Raw genomic sequence first — 12,056 nt, forward strand, 5'->3', positions numbered from 1 at the left:
GCTGGTGATGAACCCGCGTGGGACATGTCCATCCTTGGCCGTGAACAGTGGGCAGAATGCCGTTGTGTCCGCTGGGTGAGCCTAAGAATGGGCATGTCCCGCGGGCTGGTGATGAACCGCCGTGGGACATGTCCAGCGTTTGGTCTTGAACCGTGGGCGGGAGCCCATTGTGCCTGCTGCAAGACTCTAAGAATGGGCATGTCCCGCGGGCCGGCGGGCGAAGCTCAGGAAGCCACCGACCGCTGGCACAGGCCGATGAAGCCGCCCAGCTGTTCCATGCCCTCCGGATGTGTGGGCAGGTAGTTTGTGAGTTCCGGCGCGCGGACGATCACTGCCCGCCACTGCCCGCGGGAGACCGCCACATTGATCCGGTTCCGCGAGAGCAGGAACTCCATGCCCCGAGGAGCCTCGGCCACCGCTGAACATGCCATGGACACGATCACCACGGCCGCTTCCTGGCCTTGGAACTTGTCCACCGTTCCTACCCTTACGCCAGCGAGATCCGCGGTGTCCAGAGCGTCGCGGATCACGTTGACCTGGGCGTTGTAGGCCGCCACCACCAGGATGTCGGCGGCGTCGAGCGGGCGGGTGCCCGCCTCCGAATGCCAGCTCAGCCCCAGATGCCGATTCACTTGACGGACCACTTCCGCGGCCTCCTCGGCCGACGACGTGATGTTGCCGCTGTGCTCCACCATGACGGTCTCAATTCCGGCCGGCACACCATCGAGCCGCCGGAGGTCAGCGGCCGGTGCGGAGCGCAGCTTGCCCTCATAGGAGAGCTCGGACACGGCCCGGCAAAGCTCCGAGGTCATACGCCACGAGTCGGCCAGGAAATAGCCAAGCTGCGGCGGAAGCGTGGCATGACCGGCGGAGACCCAGCCCAGAGCCGACTCGTCCACGGGTTCGGGGTGTGCGCCCTGGCTGACCTGCGGCAGTTGCTGCGGATCGCCGAGCAACAGCAGCCGGCTGCTGGCCTGGGCCACGGCAAGGGTGTTAGCCAAGGAGAACTGCCCGGCCTCATCAATCACCAGCAGATCCAGCGATCCGGCCGGAACATTTGCTCCCGTCATGGTCCACGCCGTTCCGCCGATCAGCGCCCCGCCGGGCGAGGCCAGCAGGCGTGCCACATCCTGCGCCGACCGCTGCTGCCAGGGAAGCGGCTCCGCGTGCTTCACGTCCTTGGCGACCACGGAAGGATCGACGCCGGCCTTGGTCACCGCCGTCTTCAGCAGGTTCTCCACCACCGCATGGGACTGGCCGACGACGCCGACTTTCCAGCCGCGGGCCACGAGCCGGGCGATCACGTGAGAGCCCACATGCGTCTTACCGGTCCCGGGGGGACCCTGCACCGCCACATAGGAGTGGTCCAGGGCCGCAACGGCCGCGGTGATGGCGTCGATGTAACGGTCCGGTCCCTCACCGGGCGCGGGCAGCGGTGCCCCGGAGGCAAGCCGGGGCGGAACCCGCCGGACCAGATCCAGGGCCGGGTGATGCGGGAACGCGGACGGCTTGGCCTGCAGCGCCGAGGTGACCTCGGCGGCCAGGGCCGCCAGCGCCTCCTCGAGGCTCTTGGTCTGGATGGGTTGGTCTTCGGTCAGCGCGACGGGGACCTGGTTGTAGGGGTCGATGTTCTTGCGGAGCTTGTCCCGGATGATGACGGTGTCCTTGCCGTCTTCGTGGCCCAGCTCCAGAACCTCGGTGCCGAACCAGCCGTTGCGCCCGGTCCCGTTGATGCCTGTGCCCTCGAGCCCGGCCGGAAGCGGCGGCTCATACATGCGGAACCACGTGCTGCCCTCGCGCAGGTCCGAGCCGGGGCTCACCGTGCCGATGAGCTTCACCCTCCGCTCCGGATTCTTGGCGCCGTCTTTCCACCAGTCCTCAAGGACCTCGGCGTCCTCGACGAGAAAGACGTTGCGGTCCTGCTGGTGATGGGTGTCGGGGCCGTTCTCGCAACGGTCGAAGTGTGCCCACCAGAACGCCTTGCGCTCCCGACGGTGATAGCTGACTGCTGCCGCCAGCATTGAGACCGCCTTCCGGTCGTCCTCGGACAGCCCGACGCCGGGACCCGCCAGTTCGGCCAGCGCCACTTCCAGCAGGTCCACTTCGGCCAGCGACAGTTCCAGCGGGTCCGGCCCAGCTAAAGCCGGCCCGGGGCCCGCGCTGACGTCCACCGGCTTGAGCGCGGCGTCGGACGCGCCGTCGCATCCGACCGCACCGTCGCCACCCGGCTTGATTCCGCGCTCCTGCGCCAAGCCCAGGAGCCAATTCCGGAGCTCCAGCGTGGAGAGGCAGTCGTATTCGTTGTAGTCGGAGATTCCTGCGAGGATTGTGGCCGCCTCATCGGGCCGCTCGTTGTCACGGGCGTCGCAGTAGTGGGCGTACGCCACCACGGAGGCACCGGCGTCCTTCACTTCCCCGGAGCGCAGATTCGTCCCCATGTAGAGCGGCTCAAGTTTCTTGATGCTGTAAGAGTTCTCCGAGATCCGGATGCTGTTCCGGACGGTCTGGTACAGGTCCACCAAGAGCCCGTCGCGCAGCCAGCCGTCCACGGTGTCTTCGCCGGCAACGTGCATGACGGAAAGTTTCCGGAGCGCCGTCTTCTCATAGGCGGCGTAATGGTAGACGTGCATGTCCGGGTAGTCCCGCCGGCGCTTCTCCACGTAGTCGAGGAAATCGAGGAAGGCCTGCTTCTCCGCTTCCCGGCTATGCGCCCAGAATGGCCTGAAAACCCCGGGGAGGCCGTGTCCCGTCGGTGCCTCGATGACGCCGAACAGGTACTCCAGTCCCCAGACTCCGGTGGCCTTTTCCTGCCACAGCGGATCGCCCTCGAAGTCGAAGAAAATGTCGCCGTCGCTCGGCGGGGGAAGCTCGGGCAGCGTGTTTTCCGGAATGACCGCGTAGCGGAGCGAGTGTTCCTCACCGTCCTTGACGTACCGGACACCGCCATCGTCTCCGCCGATGCCGCTTTGCATCCGGGCCTGGGCCTGCAGGCGCAGGAGCGCTGCGTTCGCCTTCGGAAGGCTGGCCCGCGCCAAGTCACTGACCGAATAGATGCCGTCGGCGTGCAGTTTCTTGCGCTGTGCCGAATTCATTCGGGCGACGAGCAGAAGGTCGTCGGTGGCCGTGACCTGCTCCTGGCAATAGTCGCAGCGGCCGCACGCGGTGATTCCGGCAGCACCCCACTGAACTGCGCCCCACTGAACTGCGCCGGGCTGCGCCAGATGCGAGGACGTCAAAGCCAGGAAGCGGTCCCGCCGCTCGCGGAAGACCGGCAGGATTTCTGCGAGTTTGTGGTGGCTGCGGACGTAGTCGAATCCTCCGCCGGGCAGCGGGACGGTGGCGCCGAGGACCAGGGTCACGGCCGGGTCCGGTGTAATCCCGGCCTTCAGCAGCTGGTCGCCGTAGGCCGCCAGCTGAAGAAGCGCCGTCACCTTCGCGTGGCGCGCCAGCTTGGTGTCGAACACGGCATAGCTGCCGTCGGCCTGCCGGACCAGGAAGTCGGAGCGGCCATGGAACTGGCCGTCGAAAAAAGCCGCCTGGAACACGACGTCGGCGCCCGAGCGCAGGGCTTCAATGGACTCGGAATGCTTGGCCAGTAGAGTGCCGCGGTCCATGGCTTCAGCCGGGACGACGTCGTACACGCCGCGTCCGGTGGCCGGATCCCACACGCCAAACTCGTCGACGAAGGAGTCCAGCACGCGGTGCTCGTGGACGTCACCCAGCTTGGCCGCGTGCTGGAGCATCTCATCGGCTTCGAAGACAGCCTTGGGGGAGCGGCCCAGCTTTTCGTCGAGCTTCCGGAGCAGCTGGTACTCGCAACTGGCGGCCGTGACGAGGTCGCTCGCGGAGAAGATCAGGTCCTGCGCTGTACCGGCTACTTCCGGTTCAAGAAAAAACACTGTGCCCCCGTTGATTGGCTCCGGTTGAACTAGGTCCGTTAATAAGATCCGCTGCCATTGATGGTCCCATTGCCAAGCTACCAAAGCCCTCCGACAATCTAACCCGACACTTTCGGGCCGCCCCCTCATTCGCGGCGTAGGGCAAAATGGTTTGGGTGACCCAACTCCCGCAGCGCCCTGTCCCACCCGCCTCGCCCGCCTCCGGTCCGGCTCCGAAGACCGCCCCGTCGCCGAAGACCGGTCCGTCGCCGCAGACAGGTTCCCCAAGGGCCAGCACGCCGCGCACGCAGGAGTCCGGCATCGCCGCCCAGATCGCCGGCGAACTCGGCGTCCAGGCCTGGCAGGTCAAGGCCGCCGTGGACCTGCTCGACGCCGGGTCCACCGTGCCGTTCATCGCCCGCTACCGGAAGGAAGCAACCGGAACGCTGGACGATACCCAGCTCCGCGAGCTGGAGGAGCGGCTGCGCTACCTGCGCGAGCTCGAGGACCGACGCCGGACCATCCTCGAAGCGATCGCCGCCCAGGGTGCGCTGACCCCGGAACTGCAGGCCGCCGTCGTCGGCGCCGACACCAAATCGCGGCTGGAGGACATCTACCTCCCGTTCAAAACCAAGCGGCGCACCAAGGCGCAGATCGCCCGCGAAGCCGGACTGGAACCGCTCGCCGACGCCCTGCTCAAGCGCCCGGAACTGGATCCGGACCGCGAAGCCGCCAAGTACCTCAATGCCGAACACTCGATCGGGGACCCGGCCGCGGCGCTCGCCGGCGCCCGCTCCATCCTGGTGGAACGCGTCGCCCAGGATGCCGATCTGGCCGAAACCCTCCGGGAGCGGCTGTGGACCCAGGGCCGGATGGTGTCTCGCGTGAAGAAGGGCAAGGAAGCCGAGGGCCAGAAGTTCAAGGACTACTTCGAGTTCTCCCAGCAGCCGGCCGGAATGCCCTCGCACCGCGTCCTGGCACTGCTGCGCGGCGAGAAAGACGGGGCGCTGGAGCTGGACCTCGCCGAGGCTGAACCGGACGACGACGCCGCCCTGACCGCCGCGCGCGGCCGGTACGAAGCCGCTGTGGCCAGGTTCCTCGGGGTTGCCGACCGCGGCCGGCCCGCCGATGCCTGGCTGCTGCAGACCGCGCAGCTGGCCTGGCGCTCACGCGTGCTGGCCCGGCTGACAGCTGATCTGCGGAGCCGGATGTTCGCCGCCGCCGAGGACGAAGCCGTGCGCGTGTTCGCCGCCAACCTGCGCGACGTGCTGCTCGCCGCCCCGGCCGGGAACCGCGCCACGCTGGGCCTGGACCCGGGACTGCGCACCGGCGTCAAGGTCGCGGTGGTGGATGGCACCGGCAAAGTGGTCGCGACGGACACCGTCTACCCGCACGCCCCGGCCCGGAAGTGGGACGAGGCGCTGCGGACCCTCGTGGGCCTGGCCAAGAAGCACGGCGTGGAACTCGTCGCGATCGGCAACGGCACCGCGTCCCGGGAGACGGACAAGCTCGCCGCCGAACTGCTGAAACAGCTCGCGGTCGGGTCAGAAAACAAACCGCAGAAGATCGTGGTGTCCGAGGCCGGGGCGTCGGTGTATTCGGCGTCGGCGCTCGCCGCGGCCGAGCTGCCGGGCATGGACGTATCCCTGCGCGGCGCGGTCTCGATCGCCCGGCGGCTGCAGGACCCGCTGGCGGAGCTGGTGAAGATCGAGCCGAAGTCGATCGGCGTCGGGCAGTACCAGCACGACGTCACGGCCGCGAAACTTGACCGCAGCCTGGACGCCGTCGTCGAGGACTGCGTGAACGCGGTGGGCGTGGACGTCAACACCGCCTCGCCCGCCCTGCTGAGCCGGGTGGCCGGCGTCGGGCCGCTGCTGAGCGAGAACATCGTGGCGTACCGGAACGAACACGGACCCTTCAACAAGCGCAGCGAACTGAAGAAGGTCCCGCGGCTGGGCGCCAAGGCGTTTGAGCAGTGCGCCGGCTTCCTGCGGATCACCGGGGGAGCGGAGCCGCTGGATGCCTCCAGCGTGCACCCGGAGGCCTACCCGGTGGCCCGGAAAATCAAGGCGGCGGCAGGGAAGACGCCGGCGGCGGGAAGCTACGCGGCGCTGAACCCGCAGGACTTCGTGGACGGCTCCTTCGGCCTGCCCACCGTTCAGGACATCATCGCCGAGCTCGAGAAGCCGGGCCGCGACCCGCGTCCGGCCTTCGCGGCGGCAGCGTTCTCGGAAGGCATCGAGAAGATCTCGGACCTGAGGCCGGGCATGGTGCTGGAGGGGACCGTGACCAACGTGGCGGCGTTCGGCGCGTTCGTCGACGTCGGGGTGCACCAGGACGGGCTCGTGCACGTGTCCGCACTGGCCAATCGGTTCGTCTCCGATCCCCGTGAGGTGGTCAAATCCGGGCAGGTGGTCCGGGTCAAGGTGCTGGAAGCGGACCCGGAGCGGAAGCGCATTTCACTGACGTTAAGGCTCGACGACGAACCGGGAGCCCCCGCGGGACGTGCGGCCTCCACGGAACGTGCGGCCGGCGGACGGGGGGATCGTGTGGCCTCCGGCGGACGCGGAGCTGGCGGACTTAGGGACTCGGGGGCGGAACGACCGCGGCAGTCGGCGTCGCAGACGCCGTCCAAGCAGCAGTCCGGGAAGCCGGCGCCCGCCCGCCGAACGCAGGCCCGGCAGCAGCAAAAGGCGACGCCCACGGCGCCGCCCGTCAACACGGCGATGGCGGAGGCGCTCCGACAGGCCGGCCTGGGCAAGTAGTTCCCCGCGACCGCGGACGCCGACGTCGGATCGCACTTACCGTTTATCGCGGATTTCCTACCGCTTGGCGCATAAGTAGTACGCTTGCTGACGATTTGCACCATGATTGCCGGAGGCAACGGTCCTCTGCCGGAAGCTCGGTCAGAGGCCCTGGCAGAGGACCGTCGCTCCAATGTGCAAGACACCGATGTCGTTGACGAGCAGGGGAGCACTCATGGGCTGGCTGGACCGCGAACGAACCATCGCCCCGCCGGGATTCAACCGGTGGCTCGTACCCCCAGCAGCGCTCGCCGTGCACCTGTGCATCGGCCAGGCTTACGCGACCAGCGTCTACAAGACCGCGTTGGTGAAGCACTTCGGCGCCAGCCTGACCGAGATCGGCGTGATTTTCTCCATCGCGATCGTGATGCTGGGACTTTCGGCCGCCATCATGGGCACCTGGGTGGACAAGAACGGACCCCGCAAGGCGATGTTCACTTCCGCCGCGTTCTGGGCCAGCGGCTTCCTGATCGGTTCCCTGGGCATCTTCAGCCACCAACTCTGGCTCGTCTACCTCGGCTACGGCGTAGTCGGCGGCATTGGCCTGGGTATCGGCTACATCTCCCCGGTCTCCACCCTGATCAAATGGTTCCCCGACCGGCCCGGACTGGCCACCGGCATGGCCATCATGGGGTTCGGCGGCGGCGCACTGATTGCCAGCCCGGTCTCCACGGCGCTGCTCAAGATGTACGATCCCAACTCCGGTGCCAAGGGCTGGGTGGCCAGCGGCGAGTCCGTGGGCAAGCTCTTCCTGACCCTCGCCGTGATCTATCTGGCCTACATGATGTTCGGCGCCTTCACCATCAAAGTCCCGGCTGAGGGCTGGAAGCCTGCGGGCTTCGACCCCGCAAAGGTCAAGTCTGCCTCCCTGGTCACCACGGAAAACGTCTCCGCCAGGAACGCGGTTAAAACCAGACAGTTCTGGCTCGTGTGGATCGCCCTGTTCTGCAATGTCACGGCAGGCATCGGCATCCTTGAACAGGCCGCCCCAATGATCCAGGACTTCTTCCGTCAGCCCGACGGCACTTCGATGGTCAGCGCTGCTGTGGCGGCCGGCTTCGTGGGGCTCCTGTCGATCGGCAACATGTCGGGCCGCTTTGCCTGGTCCGCCACCTCCGATGTTACCGGACGCAAACGCATCTACATGGTGTACCTCGGCGTCGGTGCGCTGCTCTACACCGTGCTGGCCTTGGCCGGGTCGACGTCGACCATCCTCTACGTGGCCCTCGCGTTCGTCATCATCTCCTTCTACGGCGGCGGGTTCGCGACCGTCCCCGCCTACCTGCGCGACCTCTTCGGCACGTTCCAGGTCGGCGCCATCCACGGCCGACTCCTGACGGCCTGGTCCGCGGCCGGCGTCGCGGGTCCGCTGATCGTCAATGCTTTCCTGGACGCGCAAGGCAAGCCCGGCGCGCTCAACGCCGCGTCCTACCAGCCGGCCCTGCTGACCATGGTGGGGTTGCTGATTGTCGGTTTCGTGGCGAATCTGCTGGTCTCGCCGGTAAACGCGCGCTTCCACGAACCCCGCGCCGGCCGCGTCCGGTCCGAAGAACCTGCCTTGGAGGCCTGAAATGAGCACTGCACAGAGTTCGGTGACACCAGTGACACCGTCCACCGGAAAATTGGTCATCGCCTGGGCACTCGTCGGGGTGCCGCTCGCCTACGGCGTCTACGAGACCCTGACCCGCGTGGCGGCCCTGTTTGGCTGACACCGTGGTTGCAGAAGTGTCCGGGGACCGCCCACGATCGGCGGGGGTGCCGTTCACGCACCCGGAGGTGTTCACCACCCGCCCCACGCTGCAAGGCACCTTCGGGATGAGCGCGTCCACGCACTGGCTCTCGACGGCGGCCGCCCAGGCGGTGCTGGAGCGCGGCGGCAACGCCTTCGACGCCGCGGTGGCGGGTGCGTTCGTGCTCCATGTGGTGGAGCCGCACCTCAACGGGCCCGGCGGAGACATGACCGGGATTTTCGTCACCGCGGACCGGCCGGACCAGCCAATTGTCCTGATGGGACAGGGTCCCGCGCCGGCCGGGGCCACCGTGGAGCACTACGTTGCCGAAGGTCTGGACCTCGTTCCCGGCTCGGGAGCCCTGGCCGCCGCGGTACCTGCCGCCGTCGACGCCTGGCTCCTTCTGCTGCGTGACCACGGGACGTGGGAGCTGGACGCGGTGCTGGACTTCGCGATCGGCTACGCACGGGACGGTCACCCGATGCTGGGCCGGGTTGGTACCACCATCGCGGCCGTGGCTGCGCTGTTCCAGACGCATTGGCCCACGTCGGCTGAGCTCTGGATGCCCGGCGGAAGGATCCCTGCCGAAGGTGAGCTGGTGTGGAACCCGGCCTATGCCCGCACACTGGAACGGCTCGTGGAGGCCGGAGTCAAGGCCTCTACCCGCGAGGCAGGAATTGATGCGGCCCGGCACGAGTGGCGCGAGGGCTTTGTGGCCCGCGCGATGGTGGATTCGGTCCAGGCCCCGCACCGGCACTCCTCGGGCACCGACCACCGCGGGGTGCTGGCCCTGGCGGATCTGGCCGGGTTCGAAGCCGGCTATGAGACGGCCGCCACCGTGGAGTTCCGGGGCCACACCATCGCCAAGACCGGACCCTGGGGCCAGGGCCCGGCACTGCTGCAGACGCTCGCCATTCTGGCCGGATTCGAGGACCGTTACCTTGATCCGTCCACTGAGCTGGGGGCGCACACCATTCTGGAGGCGCAGAAGCTTGCGCTCGCGGACCGGGAGGCGTACTACGGCGACACGGACGTCCCGCTGGACTACCTGCTTTCTCCTGACTATTGCGCCAGCCGCCGGGCCTTGATCACGGACCGGGCGTCCCACGACTTCCGGCCCGGCACGGTGCCCGGACGGGAGCCCTACCTGCCACCGCTGCGTACCGAGTACACGCCGCCGGCGCTCGCCGGGAATGTCTCTGCGGCCGCCGCGGCCGGCCTCGGCGTCGGCGAGCCCACCGTGACACCCGCGGGGGAGACCCGCGGCGATACCTGCCACATCGATGTCGTGGACCGCTGGGGCAACATGGTGTCGGCCACTCCGTCCGGCGGTTGGCTGCAGTCCTCCCCGGCAATCCCGGAGCTGGGTTTCTGCTTGGGTACCCGGTTGCAAATGACTTGGCTGGAGCCCGGCACGCCGTCCACGCTGACCCCGGGCAAACGCCCGCGCACCACCTTGACGCCAACTCTCGTGCTGCGGGACGGCCACGCCGTGACCGCGCTGGGTTCGCCCGGCGGCGATCAGCAGGACCAATGGCAGTTGCCGTACCTGTTGCGGACCATCGTGGGCGGGTACTCGCCACAGCAGGCCATCGACGCGCCGACGTTCCATACGACGTCGATGCCCGGGTCGTTCTGGCCGCGCACCTGGGAGCCGGGCGGCGCCGTCGTCGAGGACCGGCTGGGGGAGGACGTCATCGAAGGCCTTGAGCGCCGGGGGCACATCGTCACCCGGGCCGGCGATTGGGCGCTGGGGCGGCTGTCCGCCGTCGTGCGAGATCCCGAGACCGGGGTCCTGCAGGCAGCCGCGAATCCGCGTGGTGCGCAAGGGTACGCTGCAGGCCGGTAGCGGGTGCCCTCATTCCGCGGGAAGGTTCAGCCGATGAATTTGTTGAGCGCGATCACGTTGCCTTCCGGATCTTTCAGGAAGGCTGACTTGGCGTGGCCGAAGTCCATGACGTCGCCGACGGCTTTTCCCTCCACGCCTGCGAACCTGGCCGCGACCGGAGGCCGGAAGCTGGCGCCGCGGGCCTTCAGCGAATCAACGATCTCCTCGATGCCCGTCACCATGAAGCTGATCATCGGGTAGGGCGGCGGAATCCGGTCAAGCATCTCGCTGAGGGCGATGCTGGACCCGCCCGCGGCGCCGAACAGCATGGGGCCGGGATGGTCCAGGACATCACGGTAGAGCGTCCGGGCGGGTCGGGTGGTGTGCCGCGTCGGGTCATGCAGCCCCTTGTCTCGCGGCGGCCACTGGATCTGTGGGGCGGAAGTAGTGGTTGCGTCTGGGGTGTTGGCGGGGGTCGAGGTGGGGTGGCGGGATGAACCAGGGGATCCCGGATTTGAGCCGGATTCTCCAGTGTTCCTTGTGGATCACGTGGTGGTGATGGGAGCAGAGCAGGGTCCCGTTCTCGGTTCCGGTGGTTCCGCCGCGGGACCAGTAGTCGATGTGGTGGGCCTCGCACCACGGCGCGGGGATGGTGCAGCCGGGGAAGGCGCAGCCCCGGTCCCTCGCGGTGAGGGCCTTGCGGATGTGCGGCGGGAAGACCCGGGAGGCCCGGCCGATGTCCAGGACCCGGCCCTCGCCGCCGAGGAGGACCGGGATGATGTCCGCGTCGCAGGCGATCTTCCGGATGGTGGAGGCGGTGACGGGGCCGGTGAACAGCAGCGACCCGGTGCCCGCCGGGCCCGGTGGCTGGCTAAAGCCTGCGGCGGCGGTTTCCGCGGCGCCGGCGCTGTCCTGCAGCCGGGTGAGCAGGTCGCGGTAGTCGATGGTGGCCATGACCTGCGGACGGAGCCCGCCGGCGGCCGGCAGGGTTCCGCCGGCGAGGGCGGCCTTGCACGCCCCGACCAGCCCGTCGAGCAGCTTCTGCGGCCGGGAACGCAGATCCAGGGCCGGCAGCGCCGGGTCCTCACCCCCGGCGTCAGCCCCATCACCGGGGCCGGGCCGGTCCTCCGGGGCGGGGACGGTCGCCGGCGCGCCCGCGCCCGCCGGATCGGTGTCCGCGGCCGGCGAGGCCGCGCGCATCGGGGCGGCGACGGCAGCGCCAGACACGCAGGCCGAGACCCGGGCGGCGGCTTCACTGACCGAACCCTCAGTGTGGGCCGTGGCACTGACCGAACCATCACCCTCTGCTGTGTCTGCGGTCCACCCGACCCCGAACGCCGTGTCGGCGGCCCAGCCGTCGCCGGCGGCAGTGGCTCCGGCGGCAGCCCCCTCCCCGGAGGCCGCGTCTGCGGTCCACCCAGCACCGGACGTTGTGTCTGCGGCCCAGCCGACACCGGCGGGAGTGGCTCCGGCGGCAGCACTCTGGCCAACGCCCGCGGCCGCGGTCCCGCCGCCGGTTCCGGCCGGGGAGGGTCCGCCGTTGCCGGTGCGGGGGTTGGCGGCGGTGTTCATGACGGTGAGGAGGTGTTCGAACTGTTCGGTGGTCGCGTAGATCTCGAGGTGGTGCAGGCCGTGGCGGCGGCGGCGGATGAAGGCGCCCTGGAGCTGGCGGAGCAGTTCCTCGGAGGGTTCGGCGCCGTCCTGGTCCAGCGCGTCGGCCCAGCTGCGGGTGACGCGGACGAGGAAGTCGGCGTCGTTCTCCGCGGCCGTGCGGGTCAGGGCGTGCTCCATCCGGGCCGCGGCATCCGGGACGCAC

7 protein-coding genes are annotated in these 12,056 nt (G+C 68.7%); 4 read left to right on the top strand and 3 right to left on the bottom strand.

Annotated features, from left to right (window positions below; genetic code table 11):
• Window positions 1-224 precede the first annotated feature (224 nt).
• The gene (locus tag ACFRJ8_RS22200; protein WP_377988525.1) at window positions 225-3,899 is read right to left on the bottom strand and encodes a TM0106 family RecB-like putative nuclease; all 3,675 of its coding nucleotides are present in this window, start codon (window positions 3,897-3,899) and stop codon (window positions 225-227) included.
• 146 nt (window positions 3,900-4,045) lie between these two features.
• On the opposite strand from ACFRJ8_RS22200, the gene ACFRJ8_RS22205 reads away from it, so the two are divergent.
• The 4 genes from ACFRJ8_RS22205 (at window position 4,046) to ACFRJ8_RS22220 (ending at window position 10,261) form a co-directional block, all read left to right on the top strand.
• Window positions 4,046-6,643: a Tex family protein gene (locus tag ACFRJ8_RS22205; RefSeq protein ID WP_377988526.1), complete on the top strand. Its 2,598-nt coding sequence runs from the start codon at window positions 4,046-4,048 to the stop codon at window positions 6,641-6,643.
• Window positions 6,644-6,857: 214 nt separating this feature from the next.
• Window positions 6,858-8,252: an OFA family MFS transporter gene (locus ACFRJ8_RS22210; RefSeq protein ID WP_377988532.1), complete on the top strand. Its 1,395-nt coding sequence runs from the start codon at window positions 6,858-6,860 to the stop codon at window positions 8,250-8,252.
• Window position 8,253: 1 nt separating this feature from the next.
• The gene (locus ACFRJ8_RS22215) at window positions 8,254-8,391 is read left to right on the top strand and encodes a hypothetical protein (protein ID WP_377988527.1); all 138 of its coding nucleotides are present in this window, start codon (window positions 8,254-8,256) and stop codon (window positions 8,389-8,391) included.
• Between the two features lie 106 nt (window positions 8,392-8,497).
• Complete coding sequence (locus tag ACFRJ8_RS22220) at window positions 8,498-10,261, top strand: gamma-glutamyltransferase family protein (protein WP_377988533.1); 1,764 nt, start codon at window positions 8,498-8,500, stop codon at window positions 10,259-10,261.
• A gap of 26 nt (window positions 10,262-10,287) precedes the next feature.
• On the opposite strand, the gene ACFRJ8_RS22225 is transcribed toward ACFRJ8_RS22220, so the two are convergent.
• Window positions 10,288-10,569, bottom strand: coding sequence for a VOC family protein (locus ACFRJ8_RS22225; RefSeq protein WP_377988528.1), 282 nt, complete (start codon window positions 10,567-10,569; stop codon window positions 10,288-10,290).
• Window positions 10,570-10,636: 67 nt separating this feature from the next.
• Window positions 10,637-12,056 (bottom strand): DUF222 domain-containing protein (locus ACFRJ8_RS22230; RefSeq protein WP_377988529.1); only part of this gene is annotated, 1,420 nt, incomplete at its 5' end.

The organism is Arthrobacter sp. NPDC056886, from assembly GCF_042788715.1.
Taxonomy (GTDB): Bacteria; Actinomycetota; Actinomycetes; order Actinomycetales; family Micrococcaceae; genus Arthrobacter.

Excerpts from the sequence above, each read along its gene's own strand:
- ACFRJ8_RS22205 (WP_377988526.1), top strand. The coding sequence starts at position 4,046 with ATGGTTTGGGTGACCCAACTCCCGCAGCGCCCTGTCCCACCCGCCTCG.
- ACFRJ8_RS22210 (WP_377988532.1), top strand. The coding sequence starts at position 6,858 with ATGGGCTGGCTGGACCGCGAACGAACCATCGCCCCGCCGGGATTCAAC.
- ACFRJ8_RS22215 (WP_377988527.1), top strand. The coding sequence starts at position 8,254 with ATGAGCACTGCACAGAGTTCGGTGACACCAGTGACACCGTCCACCGGA.
- ACFRJ8_RS22220 (WP_377988533.1), top strand. The coding sequence starts at position 8,498 with ATGAGCGCGTCCACGCACTGGCTCTCGACGGCGGCCGCCCAGGCGGTG.
- ACFRJ8_RS22225 (WP_377988528.1), bottom strand. The coding sequence starts at position 10,569 with ATGCTGTTCGGCGCCGCGGGCGGGTCCAGCATCGCCCTCAGCGAGATG.